General features: G+C 62.8%; 14 protein-coding genes. 9 read left to right on the top strand and 5 right to left on the bottom strand.

Features of this window, described 5'->3' with window-relative positions; translation table 11 throughout:
- Nucleotides 1-20: 20 nt before the first annotated feature.
- Nucleotides 21-1,382 carry a bifunctional UDP-N-acetylglucosamine diphosphorylase/glucosamine-1-phosphate N-acetyltransferase GlmU gene (gene glmU, locus G4923_RS03380; RefSeq protein WP_163135501.1) on the top strand — a complete coding sequence of 454 codons (1,362 nt, stop codon included), beginning with the start codon at nt 21-23 and terminating at the stop codon, nt 1,380-1,382.
- 50 nt (nt 1,383-1,432) lie between these two features.
- On the opposite strand, the gene creD is transcribed toward glmU, so the two are convergent.
- The 4 genes from creD to blrA form a co-directional block, all read right to left on the bottom strand.
- The gene (gene creD / locus G4923_RS03385) at nt 1,433-2,794 is read right to left on the bottom strand and encodes a cell envelope integrity protein CreD (RefSeq protein ID WP_163135502.1); all 1,362 of its coding nucleotides are present in this window, start codon (nt 2,792-2,794) and stop codon (nt 1,433-1,435) included.
- Between the two features lie 117 nt (nt 2,795-2,911).
- Nucleotides 2,912-3,706 carry a class D beta-lactamase gene (gene blaOXA / locus G4923_RS03390; RefSeq protein WP_163135503.1) on the bottom strand — a complete coding sequence of 265 codons (795 nt, stop codon included), beginning with the start codon at nt 3,704-3,706 and terminating at the stop codon, nt 2,912-2,914.
- A 104-nt stretch (nt 3,707-3,810) separates the two neighbouring features.
- The gene (blrB, locus tag G4923_RS03395) at nt 3,811-5,232 is read right to left on the bottom strand and encodes a beta-lactam sensor histidine kinase BlrB (protein WP_163135504.1); all 1,422 of its coding nucleotides are present in this window, start codon (nt 5,230-5,232) and stop codon (nt 3,811-3,813) included.
- 61 nt (nt 5,233-5,293) lie between these two features.
- Complete coding sequence (gene blrA / locus G4923_RS03400; RefSeq protein WP_163135505.1) at nt 5,294-5,968, bottom strand: beta-lactam response regulator transcription factor BlrA; 675 nt, start codon at nt 5,966-5,968, stop codon at nt 5,294-5,296.
- A gap of 123 nt (nt 5,969-6,091) precedes the next feature.
- Here blrA and G4923_RS03405 point away from each other — a divergent pair, with 123 nt between their 5' ends.
- Both G4923_RS03405 and glmS read left to right on the top strand, forming a co-directional pair.
- Nucleotides 6,092-6,865, top strand: a complete 774-nt coding sequence (locus G4923_RS03405; protein WP_025328856.1) for a DeoR/GlpR family DNA-binding transcription regulator — start codon at nt 6,092-6,094, stop codon at nt 6,863-6,865.
- A 54-nt stretch (nt 6,866-6,919) separates the two neighbouring features.
- The gene (glmS, locus tag G4923_RS03410; protein ID WP_163135506.1) at nt 6,920-8,752 is read left to right on the top strand and encodes a glutamine--fructose-6-phosphate transaminase (isomerizing); all 1,833 of its coding nucleotides are present in this window, start codon (nt 6,920-6,922) and stop codon (nt 8,750-8,752) included.
- A 61-nt stretch (nt 8,753-8,813) separates the two neighbouring features.
- Here the strand turns inward: glmS and G4923_RS03415 are convergent, their stop codons facing one another.
- On the bottom strand, nt 8,814-9,590 hold the full coding sequence (locus G4923_RS03415) for a LuxR family transcriptional regulator (protein WP_106885393.1): 777 nt from the start codon (nt 9,588-9,590) through the stop codon (nt 8,814-8,816).
- A 212-nt stretch (nt 9,591-9,802) separates the two neighbouring features.
- On the opposite strand from G4923_RS03415, the gene G4923_RS03420 reads away from it, so the two are divergent.
- Genes G4923_RS03420 through G4923_RS03445 form a run of 6 tightly spaced genes read left to right on the top strand, consistent with a single transcriptional unit; the run spans nt 9,803 to nt 14,621 of the window.
- Nucleotides 9,803-10,564, top strand: coding sequence for a DUF3450 domain-containing protein (locus G4923_RS03420; RefSeq protein ID WP_162627278.1), 762 nt, complete (start codon nt 9,803-9,805; stop codon nt 10,562-10,564).
- A complete protein-coding gene (locus G4923_RS03425) occupies nt 10,561-11,856 on the top strand; it encodes a MotA/TolQ/ExbB proton channel family protein (protein WP_111911341.1) in 1,296 nt (431 codons plus the stop codon). Before G4923_RS03420 ends, G4923_RS03425 begins: the two co-directional genes overlap by 4 nt.
- Entirely contained in the window at nt 11,853-12,383 is a 531-nt protein-coding gene (locus G4923_RS03430; RefSeq protein WP_025328851.1) for a MotA/TolQ/ExbB proton channel family protein, read from the top strand. Before G4923_RS03425 ends, G4923_RS03430 begins: the two co-directional genes overlap by 4 nt.
- Nucleotides 12,380-12,781, top strand: a complete 402-nt coding sequence (locus G4923_RS03435) for an ExbD/TolR family protein (protein ID WP_025328850.1) — start codon at nt 12,380-12,382, stop codon at nt 12,779-12,781. Before G4923_RS03430 ends, G4923_RS03435 begins: the two co-directional genes overlap by 4 nt.
- Entirely contained in the window at nt 12,778-13,440 is a 663-nt protein-coding gene (locus G4923_RS03440; protein WP_163135507.1) for an energy transducer TonB, read from the top strand. The genes G4923_RS03435 and G4923_RS03440 overlap by 4 nt, the downstream gene beginning before the upstream one ends.
- Nucleotides 13,441-13,442: 2 nt before the next feature.
- The gene (locus tag G4923_RS03445) at nt 13,443-14,621 is read left to right on the top strand and encodes a tetratricopeptide repeat protein (RefSeq protein WP_163135508.1); all 1,179 of its coding nucleotides are present in this window, start codon (nt 13,443-13,445) and stop codon (nt 14,619-14,621) included.
- The last annotated feature ends 265 nt before the right edge of the window (nt 14,622-14,886 follow it).

The following is a 14,886-nucleotide window of genomic DNA, read 5'->3' on the forward strand; positions in this document are numbered from 1 at the left end:
TCATGTTTCAAAGGCTGGCTATGTCTCTCAACGTCGTGATCCTGGCTGCGGGTAAAGGTACTCGCATGCGTTCCGTTCTGCCCAAGGTGCTGCACCCTGTCGCCAACAAACCCATGGTGTCCCATGTGATCGACACCGCTCGCCAGATAGGTGCCGAACAGTTGCACCTGGTCTATGGCCACGGCGCCGAGCTGCTCAAGGAGCGGATTGCCGCCCCGGATCTCAACTGGGTATTGCAGGCACAGCAGTTGGGCACCGGCCATGCCGTCGCCCAGGCGATCCCGTTCTGGCAGGACGAAGATGACGTGCTGGTGCTGTACGGAGACACCCCGCTGATCCAGCCCGAGACCCTGCAACGGCTGCTGGCCGCCAAGACCGACGACGGCATGGCGCTGCTGACAGTGGTGCTGGATAACCCCACCGGCTATGGCCGTATCGTCCGTGAAAACGGCCAGGTAGTCGGCATAGTCGAGCAGAAGGATGCCAACGCCGAACAGCTCGCCATCCGCGAGGTGAATACCGGTGTGCTGGTGGCCAATGGCGCCCAGCTGCGTGGCTGGCTGTCCCGTCTGGACAACAAGAACGCCCAGGGGGAGTTCTATCTCACCGACGTGATCGCCATGGCCCATGGGGATGGTTGCGCCATTGCCGCCGTCCATCCGGACAGCGCCATGGAGGTGGAAGGGGCCAACAACCGGGTCCAGCTGGCGGCCCTCGAGCGCAGCTATCAGCAGATGCAGGCCGAGAGGCTGATGATCGCCGGCGTCACCCTGATCGATCCGGCCCGCTTCGATCTGCGCGGCACGCTGGAGATAGGGGAGGAAGTGGTAATCGACGTCAACGTCATCATCGAGGGCAAGGTCAAACTCGGCAACCATGTGCGCATAGGTGCCGGCGCCGTGCTGAAGGATTGCGAGATTGGGGATCACAGCGAGGTGAAACCCTACTCCGTCATCGAGGGCGCGCTGGTGGCCGATCAGTGCTCGGTCGGCCCCTTCGCCCGTCTGCGCCCGGGTGCCGTGCTGGAGCAGGATGCCCATGTCGGCAACTTCGTCGAGATGAAGAAATCCCGGCTCGGGGTCGGCTCCAAGTGTGGTCACCTGACCTACCTGGGGGATGCGGACATAGGCGCCAAGGTGAACATAGGTGCCGGTACCATTACTTGTAATTATGATGGGGTGAACAAGTTCCAGACCATCATAGAGGATGACGTCTTCGTCGGCTCCGATACCCAGCTGGTGGCGCCGGTGCGCATCGGCAAGGGCGCCACCCTGGGTGCGGGTTCCACCATCACCAAGGATGTGGCCGAGCACGAGCTGGTGATCACCCGGGTGCCCCAGCGTCACATCAAGAACTGGGCCCGCCCGGTCAAGAAGAAGTGATGCCCAGTCAATGAAATGAAACCGGCGCCCTCAGGGCGCCGGTTTTGTTTTCAGCTCTCCTGGCTTGGGGAAGAGGAAGGCGGCGGGTTGCCCATCACCCCATACCAGTCCAGCTTGCGGGTCAGCACCATGACAAGCGTCAGTATGGCAAACAGCAGCAGGGCACCGAGCAGCAGGGCTATCTCCTCGGCCTGCAGCAGCCCGAACAGTATGGCGTAGACCAGCCCGAGCAGGGCCGCGAAGCCGAGGCCCTGACGCGGACCACCCAGCACATGGCTGAGGTAGAAGCCGTTGAGCGACACGCTGGCGAGGCTGGCGACCAGATAAGCCCAGCCAAAGCCGAGGTGCTCGGTCAGCGCCAGCAGCACCAGATAGAAGATGGCCAGCCCCATGCCCACCAGGGCGTACTGGATCGGGTGCACCCGCAGCCCCTTGAGCAGCTCGAACATGAAGAAACTGAGGAAGGTGAGGCCGATGAACAGCAGGGCGTATTTGGCGGCCCGCTCGTTCTGCTGATAGTGATCCACCGGCTGCACCAGGCTGACGCTGAAGGTGGGCAAATCGCTCCCCGCCCCCTTCATCATGCGGGTGAAGCGCCGCTCCATGTCGGTGGCAAACCAGCTGGTCTGCCAGCTGGCGTCGAACCCCTGATCGTTCAGGGTGCGGTTGCCGGGCAGAAAATCGCCGATGAAGTTGGGATGGGGCCAGTTGCCACTCAGGTTGAATCGGCTGTCCTGGCCGATCGGCACCACCTCAAGCGCGTTCATGCCCTGCAGGTTCAGCTCGATGTGAAAGCGGCCATCTTCCCCGGGCAGGCTGTCGAGCGGGGCATGGATACCGGCCAGACCGTCACCCAGCAGGGCGCCGGGGGCGAACGGAATGCGCCGCTCTCCCAGCTTCAGCTCGGGCACGCTGCTGATGCCGCGGGCATCGGACAGCACCAGGCTGAGGTAGGGTTTGCCCGGGACCAGGGCGGGATCCGCGGCGTCGAAGCTGAGATCCGGGTTGCCAGCCACCAGCGCCTTGTCGGCCAGACTGGCCGGCAACCGGCCGGAGAGGGAGAGCCGGCTGTGATAGACCTGGGCCTGATAGATGCCGAGCTTGCGCGGGGTGACCTCCATGCTGGCCCGCACATCCAGCCTGTCCGGCAGCAGGTAGCGATAGACCCGCTCCTCGCGCACGAAGCGCTTGCCATCCTGCTCGACGGTGATGGCCCGGGTATAGGGTTGCACCAGCACAGGCCCCAGTAAGCGCTGCGGACCGCTGTGGCTTGTCATGATGCTGTGGATGGCCTGGCTGCGGTAGGCCTGGCGCTCCCGGTTCAGCTCCATGATGGAGTGAACGGGGATCATCAGCAGCAGGCTGAGCAACAGCAGCAGCACTATCTTGTGGGTGAATATCTGTTTGACCATGACGCCTCTCCTTGTTGATGGGGTCGAGTGTGCCGGGGTCGGGTGAAGCGGGGATGGGGCCCTGTGAAGTGGGAGTGAAGGGGGATAAAAAAACCGGCGCCAGGCGCCGGTTGGGGATCAGCGTTTCTTCAGCTCTGTTGGCAAGGCGGCAAACACCTCTTCCTTTGCCCTGAGGGACGCGAACTGCTTGCCGGGTTTTTGCACCACTGTGTGCACGAAGATGAGCTTCTTGTCCTGCTTGCTGGCCCAGCCGACGAACCAGCCGATCTGCTGATCCCGGTTGAGGCTGCCATCCAGCAGCTTGGGGTAGCCCATGCCGGTCTTGCCGTGGATCTGCCAGCCATCGATGTCGGGCTGACGCAGCAGTGTGCTGGTGCGGCGCACCACCTCGGCGGAGACCGGCAGCTTGCCGCTCACCAGCTTGCCGAGGAAGCGGGCCTGCTCCTGGGGGCTGATGGCGAGGCTGGAACTGAGCCAGGCCTGGGTCAGACCGTCGTGCTTGCCCGGGTTGCCCGAGAGCTCCCGGTTGCCGTAGTCGAAGCGGTCGACGTATTGCTGGAAGCGCGCCTCTCCCAGCCACTCGGTGAGGCGTTGGGAATACCAGATCACCGAGAATTTCATCCAGTTGCTCGGGGTGGTGGTCTGCTTCCATTCTGGCAGGAAGTCAGGGTCACCGGCTTTGAATGGCAGGGCAGGCAACTGTTCATCCACCAGGAAGCCGCTCTCATAGCCCATCAGCGCGAGGGGGATCTTGAAGGTGGAGGCGGGCGTCAGCTGGCTGGCGCAGTCACCCTGGGCGCTGAGGGGTTTGCCGCTGCCATCGGCAAACAGCAGGCAACCCGTGGTGGCGCTGGCGGGCAAGGCACAGAAGAGGCCGGCGGCAAGCAGGCCGGACAACAGAATGCGGGACATGAACATCTCCTTGATTCATCAGAACGCGTATCGACGGGTCCGGGCGGGACCCTATCTGAGAAGGCGCAGCTTAGCCCTGCTCTGTGTGTTCAGTGTGAAGTCCCCTAGCCGGCAGGCAGCCAGAGCTCGGCCAGCACTCCGCCTTCCGGCTGGTTGCCCAGGGTCAGCCGGCCGCAGTGCTGGCGAGCCACTTCGGCGGCAAAGCTGAGCCCGAGGCCGCTGCTCTTGCCCTTGTCGGGTCTGGGCAGGGAGTAGAAGCGCTCGAAGATCCTCGGCAGCGCATAGTCCGGGATGCCGGGTCCCTGATCCCGCACCCGGAAGCAGTAGCCCCCTTGCTTCAGGGCGCCGCTCAGCCGGATCTGACCCCCGGCGGGTGAGAAATCGAGGGCGTTGTCCAGCAGGTTGCCCAGGGCCTGCTCCACCAGCAGGGGATCCCACTTCTGCCTGGGGGCGTCGGCGAGCTCTGCCGCCAGGGCCACCTGACGACGGGCAGCGACTATCTGGCGGGCATCCAGAGCCCGCCTGCCCAGTGTGGCGGGGGCTATGGCCTGTCTGTCCAGCCCCTGCCCCGATTCGAGGCGCGCCAGCTGCAGCATGCGCTCGATCAGTTGCTGCATGCGGGCCGTCTCCAGATTGATGTTGCCGATAAAACGCTTCGCCACCTCGGGGGGCGGTGCCTCGGCGAGGATCTCCCCTGCCCCGCGGATGGCGGCCAGCGGGCTCTTGAGCTCATGGGTCAGGCTGTGCACATAGGCTTCGATATAGGATTTGCCGTCCAGCTGGCGGCGCATGGTCTCGAGGGAGTGGCCGAGCCGGTCCAGCTCCGGGCTGTGGAGCCTCGGCAGGCTGGCGGGCTGGCCCTGACTGACCGCATCGGCATAGTGCACCAGCTTGCCGATGGCGCGGGTGAGCCACCACACCAGCAGGGCGCCGATCAGCAGCGAGAGGCAGAGCAGCAGGGCTGCCCCCTGCAACAGCTGGTGCTCGCTGCGCTCTATCATGGGCAGCAGGGTGCGGTTGGGCTTGGCGACAGTGAGGGAACCCAGGATCTCGTCCCCTTCGCGCAGGGGGGCGGCCACGTGCATCACCGAGCTGGCGGGATCGTCAGGATCGCTGCGGGTGCTGCGGGCGCCATACTCCCCGCGCAAGGTGCGGTAGACGTCGTTCCAGCGGGAGTAGTCCTTGCCCAGATCCACCCCGTCCGAGTCATAGACCACCTTACCCTTGGCGTCGACCACATAGATGCGGTACTCGGCCTGCTGCTTGAGATGACCGTCGATCAGGGCGTTGATGGGGCTCTGGTTGAGGCGGGCAAAGGCGCTGGCCAGCCGGCCATCCGCCATCTTCCCCTCCTGTAGATCGTCCAGGGCCAGGGGGGCCAGCAGCTGGGCCATGTCCACCAGGGTATCCTCGGTGGCACTGCGCACCCCGGGTTTGATCTCCTCGACGAAGATCTCCAGCACGAACCAGGCAGCCAGCGCGAAGATGAGCACCAGACCGCACAGCAGTTGCAACCCTATCCTCATGGCCGTCCCCCTCTGTGGTTCCGCTGCCCTGGCCTGCCTGGCCGTTGCGATCCCCTGTGGTTCATGCCAGCTCCAGGCTGTAGCCCAGCCCGCGGTGGGTCAGGATAAGATTGGCCTCGGCGTCCCGCTCCCGCAGCTTGGCGCGCAGGGTCTTGATGTGGGTGTCGACAGTGCGATCCAGGCTCTCTTCGGCCCCGCTCCACACCAGATCCATCAGCTGCTGGCGGGAGTAGACCCGGCCCGGCGCCTGCATCAGAGTCTTGAGCAGCAGGTATTCGTAGCGGGTGAGGGTCAGGGGCTGACCGTGGAAGCAGATGCGGGCCCGCTCCTCGTCCAGCGCCAGCAATTGGCTCGGTTGGGGGATTATGGGCTGGCTGCGGCGCAGTATCACCCTCACCCTGGCGCACACCTCCCGTGGCGAGAAGGGCTTGGCCACATAGTCGTCGGCCCCGATTTCCAGCCCGATCAACCTGTCTATCTCCTCGCTGCGGGCGGTGAGAAACATCAGGGGCGTGTCGGTCAGGGCCCGCACCCGCTTGCACAGCTCGAAGCCGCCGATGTCTGGCAACCCCACATCCAGGATCAGAAAATCCGGTCGCGTCTGTTCCAGTCGCGCCAGCAACGGCTGGCCGAGGGGGAACCACTCCACCTCGAAACCATCGGTCTGCAGGGCATAGATCAGGGTGTCGGCGATGCTGGCCTCATCTTCCACCAGCCAGATGACTCGTTTTTGCATGGCGTCCTCGTCATAAATCGGCCTGACCATTCTGGCATCGAACCAAATCGGATCCTATTTGCCGTTTGATTTTTCCAAAAAAGGTATTAATATTTCGCCATTCTTTCGAATCGAAACTTTAAGATGACCAAACGCAACACACAACAGCGCCGTCACACCATAGTGACCCTGGTGCAGGAACAGGGCGAAGTCAGCGTCGATGCCCTGGCCAAGCACTTCTCCACCTCGGAAGTGACCATCCGCAAGGATCTGGCCGTGCTGGAGACAGGCGGCCTGCTGCTGCGTCGTTACGGTGGTGCCGTGCCCCTGCCGAGCGAGATGGTGGTGGACAGCAATCCGGATCAAGTTTCGAAACGAAAGCTGGCCATAGCCCGTGCCGCCGCCGAGCGCATCCGCGATCACAACCGCGTCATCATCGACAGCGGCAGCACCACCAGCGCCATGATCCCCATGCTGGGCAGCAAGCGCGGTCTCATCGTGATGACCAACTCCCTCAACGTGGCCGGCGCCCTGCGCGAGCTGGAGAACGAGCCCACCCTGCTGATGACCGGCGGTACCTGGGATCCCCACTCCGAATCCTTCCAGGGTCAGGTGGCGGAGCAGGTGCTGCGCTCCTACGACTTCGACCAGCTGTTCATCGGCGCCGACGGCATAGACCCGGAGCGAGGCACCACCACCTTCAACGAGCTGGTGGGCCTCTCCCGTGTGATGGCCGAGGTGTCCCGCGAGGTCATCGTCATGGTCGAGTCGGAGAAGATAGGCCGCAAGATCCCCAATCTCGAGCTGCCCTGGTCCAGCATCCATACCCTGGTGACCGACGAGGGGCTGGACAGCGAGGCCAGAGCACAGATTCAAGCCAGGGGGATAGCACTGATCTGCGCCCCCGTGGCGGTTTGACCCAAACATCTATTATCCAATCGAATTAACGTCTTACATTTCAAGGAGAAGTCTATGTGTGGCATCGTCGGGGCAGTGGCCCAACGTGATGTGGCTGAAATCCTGGTAGAAGGCCTGCGCCGTCTGGAATACCGCGGCTATGACTCCGCCGGGGTGGCCGTGTTCAGCGCCAGCCAGCCGCTGCAGCGGGTACGCCGCCTCGGCAAGGTGGCCGAGCTGGCCAAGGCGCTGGAAGAGCAGTCCGTCCACGGCGGCACCGGCATAGCCCACACCCGCTGGGCGACCCATGGCGAGCCGTCCGAGCGTAATGCCCACCCCCACGTCTCCGAGCATATAGTGGTGGTGCACAACGGCATCATAGAGAACCACGAAGAGCTGCGCACCCAGTTGCAGGGCATGGGTTACGAGTTCACCTCAGACACCGACACCGAGGTGATCGCCCACCTGGTGCACCATGAGCTGAAATCCGCCCCCAGCCTGCTGGCCGCCATGCAGGTCACGGTGAAGCAGCTGCGCGGTGCCTACGGCACTGTGGTGATGGACAGCCGTGACGACAGCCGCGTGGTGGTGGCCCGCTCCGGCTCGCCCCTGGTGATCGGCCGCGGCATCGGCGAGAACTTCATCGCCTCCGATCAGATGGCCCTGCTGCCGGTGACCCGTCGCTTCATCTTCCTGGAAGAGGGGGATGTGGCCGAAGTGACCCGCCGCGACGTGCACATCTTCGATACCCAGGGCAATGCCGTGGTGCGCGAGGAGCTGGAGTCCGAGCTCTCCCACGACGCCGGTGACAAGGGCGAGTACCGCCACTACATGCTCAAGGAGATCTACGAGCAGCCCAAGGCCATCACCAACACCCTGGAAGGGCGTCTGGGCAGCGATCACGTGGTGGTCGAGTCGTTCGGCAACGGCGCGCGCTCCATCTTCGACAAGGTGGAGCACGTCCAGATCGTGGCCTGCGGCACCTCCTACAACTCCGGCATGGTGGCCCGCTACTGGTTTGAAGAGATAGCCGGCGTCTCCTGCGACGTTGAGATCGCCTCCGAGTTCCGCTATCGCAAGTCGGTGGTGCGCCCCAACAGTCTGCTGGTGACCCTGTCCCAGAGCGGCGAGACCGCCGACACCCTGGCCGCCCTGCGCCTGGCCAAGGAGTCCGGTTACATGAGCTCGCTCGCCATCTGCAACGTGCCGGGCTCCTCCCTGGTGCGGGAATCTGACTTGGCCTTTATGACCCGGGCCGGTGCCGAGATTGGCGTCGCCTCCACCAAGGCCTTCACCACCCAGCTGGCCGGTCTGCTGATGCTGGTGGCCTCCGTCGGTCACTGCCGTGGCAACCTGAGTGCTGAGGCCGAAGCCGAACTGGTCAAGGCGCTGCAAGCCCTGCCACTGCGCATCAAGGAGAGCCTGGCCCTGGCCAAGCAGATCGAGACCCTGGCCGAAGAGTTCGCCGACAAGCACCACAGCCTCTTCCTCGGCCGCGGCAGCCAGTACCCCATCGCCATGGAGGGGGCGCTCAAGCTGAAAGAGATCTCCTACATCCATGCCGAGGCCTATGCCGCCGGTGAGCTCAAGCACGGCCCGCTGGCGCTGATCGATGCCGAGATGCCCATCATAGTGGTGGCACCGAACAACGATCTGCTGGAGAAGCTCAAGTCCAACGTGGAAGAGGTGCGTGCCCGTGGCGGCATCCTCTACGTGTTCGCCGATGCCGACGCCGGCTTCAAGAGCGACGAGACCATGAGGGTGATGAGCCTGAACCACGTGGAAGAGATGATTGCGCCGATCGTCTATACGGTGCCGTTGCAGCTGCTCTCCTACCACGTCGCCCTGATCAAGGGCACCGACGTGGATCAGCCGCGCAACCTGGCGAAATCCGTGACAGTGGAATAAGCCTTTGTCAGACATAAAAAAAGAGCCGCTGTTGCGGCTCTTTTTGTTGCTGCGGACCGGCTCAGGAGAGCCGCAGGTTGGTGATGGTCACGTCGTTCAGCGAAGGCACTATGATGCCGCTGGAGATGCTCTTGGCGATCGCCTGGTTGCGGTTCTTCGAATCCGTCTTGTTGGTGACCTGATTGAGGTGGAAGTTCACGGTGCGCTCGCTGATGCCGAGTATGGTGGCTATCTCCCAGGAGGTCTTGCCCTCGCTGGCCCAGAACAGGCACTCCTTCTCCCGATCCGACAGCTCGGCCAGATGCTTCATCAGGTCCGGCCTGCTCTTTATCAGCTGCAGTGCCGCGTTGAAGATGTAGCTGGCACAAAATGACAGCATGGGAACGTTTTCAAACATCAGGTCGGAGTTGGATTTTTCCTTGCTGATGAAGGAGAGGATGCCATGTTCCCCCTGGGGCGTGTGCAGCGGGAAGGAGACACCGTTTCTCACGCCAAAGTCGGCGGCGAGGTTCATCACCTCCCGGCTGGCGCTGGGCAGCCAGGGGGAGTCGCAGTCTAGCTTGTTCCAGAAGATGGGCTGGGTCTGCTTCAGGCCAAGGAAGACCACAGGATCCTGGGTCAGGTAGTGCCGCTCCGTGTAGGCATCAAACCAGCTGGTCGGGCAGTTGTTGAACAAGGCCACGTGTGATTTCTGCATGCTGATGGGGAAAATGATCAGCAACCTGAAGTAATCAAATCCCATCTGATGGCTGAAGCGCTCCAGTTGCTGCTGGATATCGCTGGTTTTCTTGGCCTTGGTGAACCGATCTATGTGTTCCCAGATCGCATCGTTAAACATGTAAGTCTCCTTCTTCGACCACTTATCATCCTGATCGAAAAGACATTTTTTAGTTATTTAAAATGGTGTTGTGACTACCAACGCCAGTTGTTCCCGTGCTTGTCTAAAAAGTATCCTGTTTTTTCGGCCACAGGCCAAGAAAATCATCTGATTGCCACTGGCACGACTCTTTGAGACAATGAGAATAGTTATCATTGTTAAGATTGTGTACCATGAAAAAGATCTGGGGTCTGGCCTTGTTGCCATTGGCCGTTCATTTCGTCGCCTCGGCAGACGATTTGGTCGCGCCCGCACTGAAAAACAGCATCGCGGATGGGAAAGCCTCCCAGCAGCGCGTAGAAAAGGCGGCCGATGCCGCCGTTGCCGCCCGGCTGGAGCTGCAAAATGCCCAGCTGCAACTGCGGGATCTGGAAGCCTACAACAGCTACATGCAGTCTCTGGTGGCCGATCAGCAGAATGAGCTGGGCAAGCTCACTCAACAGCTGGAAGCGGTACAAGAGACCCGGCAGGGCCTGATCCCGCTGATGTTGCAGATGCAGGCGGATCTGGATCAGCTGGTGCAGAATGACATTCCCCTGCGCAAGGAGGACCGTCTGGCGCGGGTCGAGCAGTTGAAGGTGACCCTGGCCCGGGCGGACGTGAGCGAGGCGGAGAAGTTCCGCCAGCTGCTGCAGGCCTACCAGATCGAAGCCGAATACGGCAGCAGGATGGATGCCTATCCCGCTCAGCTGGAGCTGGATGGTGCCGAGCGTCGGGTCGATGTGCTGGCGCTGGGCCGCGTCTCCCTGCTGGCGATGACCGCCGATCGCTCCCAGGCCTGGCGCTGGTCCGCCGAGAGCAAGAGCTGGTTACCGCTGGATAGCGAGTGGCTCACCCCCCTTGCCGATGCGCTGGACATGGCGGCCGACAAGAAAGTCCCGCAACTGTTGCATGTGCCCCTGTCTGTCGCCCGTAGCCAGGAGGCTCAGTCATGAAATGGTTCCCCCTTCTGATCACCCTCTCCCTCTGCTCCCAGCTGGCCCTTGCCAATGAAGAGTGGCAGCAGCAGGAACAGGCCCGCGAGCAACAGGCACAGCAGGATCTGGCGTCTGTCTCCACCGAATTGAACAGTGCCCGTGCCAGGCTGGCCGAGGCCCAGCGCCTGAGCAAGGAGCTGGCCAGCCAGTTTGCCAGCAATGAAAAGCAGCTGGTCGAGCTCAACACCCGGTGGGAGCAAGCTTCCGGCGACATGAACGAGATCTTCGCGGTGACCCGTCAGGGCGCCAGCGACGCGGTCAAGCTGCTGGGGGACTCCTCGGTGCAGGGTCAGTATCCGGATCGTCTGACTGCCTTGAAGGCGATGGCCCAGGACAAGCAGGTGCCGGATCGCGCCGCCCTCGCCCTGCTGCCTGCCACCCTGTTGCAGGAGATCCGCGAGTCGGGCCGGGTTGTCCAGTTCAACGGCAAGGTGCTGGATGCCCAGGGGGCGGCCAGTGAGCAGTCGCTGACCCGGGTAGGCAGCTTCGCGCTGTTTGGCAGCGAAGGCTTCCTGCAACCGAGCGGCGAAGGGCTGAGCCCGGTACTGGGGCTGCCCGGTGGCTTGCTGTCCGAGCTGAGCGCTTATCAGGGCAAGGAAGGCGAGGCGTTGCCGCTGGATCCCTCCCACGGCGTCCTGCTCGAGATGCTGGCCCAGGCACCGACCTTCTGGCAGCAAGTCCAGCAAGGGGGCCAGGTGGGCGCCATCATAGTGCTGCTGGCCGCCATCGGCCTCGGCATTGCCGCCGTACGGCTCTGGACCCTCTCTCGTGAACTGACCCTGGTGCGTCGCCAGCTCAAGAGTGGCGAATACCACGCCGACAACGCCCTCGGTCGGGTGCTGACGGTAGCGGAACAGCATCCCGAGCTGAGCATGGAGACGCTCGAACTGAGGCTGGACGAGGCCATACTGCAGGAGACGCCCCGGATGGAGCGTGGCATCGGCATGGTCAAGGTGATCGCCGCCATCGCCCCCATGCTGGGGCTGCTCGGTACTGTCACCGGCATGATAGGCACCTTCCAGGCCATCACCCAGTTCGGCACCGGCGATCCCAAGATCATGGCGGGCGGCATCTCCATGGCGCTGATCACCACGGTGCAGGGGCTGGTGGCCGCCATTCCGCTGATCCTGGCCCACAGCCTGCTGCAATCCCGTTTCACCGAGCTCTCCAATGTGTTGGAGCAGCAGGTCGCCGGTATTCTGGCCGAGCGGGCCGAGAATAACGGGGACGGGATGGAGCGGGTGGCATGATGGTCGACATCTGGCAACAGTTGCAGAGCTTCATGGGCCGTGGCGGCCCCGTGCTCTGGGTCATCCTGGCCTTGCTGGTGCTGATGTGGATTTTGATGATCGAGCGGCTGCTCTACCTCAACCTGGGCTTCGGCCCGCTGCAGCGGCAGTTGTTCGGCCGCTGGCAGGGACGCAGCGAGCGCCACAGCTGGCACGCCAAGGCGATCCGCAGCCGCTGGCTGGCCGAGGCCGAACTCGAGCTCAACCGCCATCTGATCTTCATCCGCACCCTGGTAGTGCTCTGCCCCATGCTGGGCCTGCTCGGCACTGTGACCGGCATGATAGGCGTATTCGATGCGTTGGCCGCCGCCAACCGCTTTAACCCGGAGAGCATGGCGGGCGGGATCTCCCGCGCCACCATTCCCACCATGGCAGGCATGGTGGTGGCGCTCTCCGGCGTGTTGTTACTCAGTCGTCTCGAGAGCCAGGCCAAGCGTGCGCTGGCCAAGACCCGGGACGGCCTGCGAGAAGAGAAGGTAATGCAATGAGACGGCAATCCAAACGCCAGCGTGATGAAGTGCAGATCGACATGACTCCCATGCTGGATATCGTGTTCATCATGCTGATCTTCTTCATCGTGACCACCTCCTTCGTACGGGAAGCCGGGCTCGAGGTGCACAGGCCCCAGGCGAGCCAGGCCAAGGCGCAAAAGTCCTCCAGCATCATGCTGGCGATCGGCGCCCAGGGGCAGATCTTCCTCGACCGCAAACAGGTGGATGTGGAGCGGGTGCAGGCCAGCCTGGCCCGTCTGTTGTCGGAGCAGCCCGATGCCAGCCTGGTGATCCAGGCCGATGAGCGGGTGCCTCACGGCAAGGTAGTGCGGGTGATGGATGAAGCCAAGGCGGCAGGCATCGCCAATATCGCCGTGGCGGTGGCGCCGAAATGAAGTTCAAGCTGATGAGCCTGGGGCTGGGGGTTGTCCTCAGTCTGGCGATCCTGCTGTTCATGGCCACCCTGGTGGAACCTCCCCGGGGAGAGAAGGCCTCGTCCGAGCAGAAAGCCATTGTCATCAACATGCAGACCGAGGTGAACGAGGTGCAGGTGCGCGAGCGCCCGGTACCTCAGGAGCCGGAACCCTTGCCGGAGCCACCCGCCGCCCTGGCGTCCACGCCAATGCCCATGCCGGCGGCGGCGCCGCTGCCTTCGGTGCAGCCGAGCCTGGATCTGGTTTCCAGCCTGAGCGCGGTGCAGGTATCTGCCCCCGGGGTCGCAACCAGCCCCACCCCGGTGGCGAGCGGCAGCTTCCATGGTCAGTCTCAAGGCGTGGGCATAGGTGTCGGTGACATGCTGACCCCCTTGCAGCGGGTCGAGCCCGTCTATCCCTATCGGGCCCAGCAGGCCGGCATAGAAGGCTCGGTGACCCTGCGCTTCAGCGTCGATGCCGAGGGGCGGGTACAGGATGTGGAAGTGATCGACGCCAAGCCCAAGCGACAGTTCGAGCGGGCGGCGATTCAGGCCGTCAGCAAATGGCGCTACCAGCCAAGACCGGGTGCCACCGACAAGCTGGTGCAAACCATCAATCTCAAATTCAAATTGGAGTCGTAACCATGTTGCGGATCTGGATCTGTCTGCTGGCCTTGGTCAGCCAAGCCTGTCTGGCCATGGAAGTGAGCCCTCATTTCTCCCGTCAGCTGGAGCCTGTGATGAAGCTCTATCAGTCGGGTCAGTGGCAACAGGCCCAGAACAAGGCGACCGGGCTCAAGCCTGGCTCCGATGCCGAGCGCGCCTGGCTGGCTCAGTTGCAGGCCTCACTGGCGGCCAACTTGCAGCAGACCGCGCAGGCGAGTCGCTACGTGGAACTGGCGCTGGCCTATAAAGAGTGGCCCGAGCAGCAGCAGCTCCAGTTGCTGCGTCTGCGCGGGGATATCCAGGCACAGCAATCCAACTGGTCCGGCGCCATCGCCAGCTACAAGGCCGCACTGGCACTCAAGTCTGACGATGCCTTGCGCCTGCGTCTGGCCGGCCTCTATTACCACAACAAGCAATATGGCGAGGCGGTCAGCCAGAGCGAGCAGTTGCTGAAGAAAGGCTGGCACAAGCAGACGGCGATCATTCGCCTCTCCGCCCTCACCGCCCTGCAACGTTATGGCGCTGCGGCAGAGCAGGCGCAAGAGCTGGTGCGTCATGAACCCAAAGAGAGCAAATGGTGGCAACAGGCCGTTTCGCTCAATCTCTCCGCCAAGCGTGGGGACCAGGCGCTGGGGCTGTTGCAGACCGCCATCGATCGTCAGTTGATGGACGATGCGGCCGCCCGCAATCAGCTGATCCGGCTCTATGCCTGGCAGGGGCTACCCTATCGCGGCGCCCGTCTGCTGGAAGCCGCCATGGCGAAGGGACAGATGAAGGCGAGTGCCGAGAACCAGCAACTGCTGGCCCAGTTGTGGGAAGGTGCCCGCGAGTGGCCCAAGGCGGTAGATAGCTGGCAACTGCTCGCAAAACAGCATGCCCAGCCCAAGGCGGCCATGCGCGTCGCTGAGCTGCTGCTGCAACAAGGCAAGACAGAAGCCGCCATGACTCAGCTGGTAGCCATGAAGTCAGCCAAGGGTGAGCAGGGCAATAGAGCCAAGGCGCTGCTGGTGCAGGCACACCTTAATAAGGAGCAGTATGCCCAGGCGCTGGAGCTGGCTCGCGAGCTGCAACAGCAGGATAACTGGCAACAGCGGGCGACCAGCTGGGTCAACTACATCCAGGCTCAGACCGATGGGGTGAACAAAAAAGCGGCATGAAACGGGGCTAAAACTCGCATTTCATGAGGTTCAGCCTGCTTTTTCAGCAAACGAACTCATTTTTACAAAAAGCCCTTGTCATCCCGGCGCGGCTCCCTATAATGCGCCCCTACCAGCACGGCGGAACACGCCGAACTGATGAGCCAGCTTCCTAGCGAAGTGGGCGCCGAAAGAAAAGCGAAAACAACCGCTTGACTTTCGAAGTGAGGAGCGTAAGATGCGCCTCCTCAACGCGATAAGCGTGACGCTCTTTAACAATTTGAAT

Source organism: Aeromonas rivipollensis (genome assembly GCF_010974825.1).
In the GTDB taxonomy this organism is placed as follows: Bacteria; Pseudomonadota; Gammaproteobacteria; order Enterobacterales; family Aeromonadaceae; genus Aeromonas; species Aeromonas rivipollensis.

Excerpts from the sequence above, each read along its gene's own strand:
- glmU (WP_163135501.1), top strand. The coding sequence starts at position 21 with ATGTCTCTCAACGTCGTGATCCTGGCTGCGGGTAAAGGTACTCGCATG.
- creD (WP_163135502.1), bottom strand. The coding sequence starts at position 2,794 with ATGGTCAAACAGATATTCACCCACAAGATAGTGCTGCTGCTGTTGCTC.
- blaOXA (WP_163135503.1), bottom strand. The coding sequence starts at position 3,706 with ATGTCCCGCATTCTGTTGTCCGGCCTGCTTGCCGCCGGCCTCTTCTGT.
- blrB (WP_163135504.1), bottom strand. The coding sequence starts at position 5,232 with ATGAGGATAGGGTTGCAACTGCTGTGCGGTCTGGTGCTCATCTTCGCG.
- blrA (WP_163135505.1), bottom strand. The coding sequence starts at position 5,968 with ATGCAAAAACGAGTCATCTGGCTGGTGGAAGATGAGGCCAGCATCGCC.
- G4923_RS03405 (WP_025328856.1), top strand. The coding sequence starts at position 6,092 with ATGACCAAACGCAACACACAACAGCGCCGTCACACCATAGTGACCCTG.
- glmS (WP_163135506.1), top strand. The coding sequence starts at position 6,920 with ATGTGTGGCATCGTCGGGGCAGTGGCCCAACGTGATGTGGCTGAAATC.
- G4923_RS03415 (WP_106885393.1), bottom strand. The coding sequence starts at position 9,590 with ATGTTTAACGATGCGATCTGGGAACACATAGATCGGTTCACCAAGGCC.
- G4923_RS03420 (WP_162627278.1), top strand. The coding sequence starts at position 9,803 with ATGAAAAAGATCTGGGGTCTGGCCTTGTTGCCATTGGCCGTTCATTTC.
- G4923_RS03425 (WP_111911341.1), top strand. The coding sequence starts at position 10,561 with ATGAAATGGTTCCCCCTTCTGATCACCCTCTCCCTCTGCTCCCAGCTG.
- G4923_RS03430 (WP_025328851.1), top strand. The coding sequence starts at position 11,853 with ATGATGGTCGACATCTGGCAACAGTTGCAGAGCTTCATGGGCCGTGGC.
- G4923_RS03435 (WP_025328850.1), top strand. The coding sequence starts at position 12,380 with ATGAGACGGCAATCCAAACGCCAGCGTGATGAAGTGCAGATCGACATG.
- G4923_RS03440 (WP_163135507.1), top strand. The coding sequence starts at position 12,778 with ATGAAGTTCAAGCTGATGAGCCTGGGGCTGGGGGTTGTCCTCAGTCTG.
- G4923_RS03445 (WP_163135508.1), top strand. The coding sequence starts at position 13,443 with ATGTTGCGGATCTGGATCTGTCTGCTGGCCTTGGTCAGCCAAGCCTGT.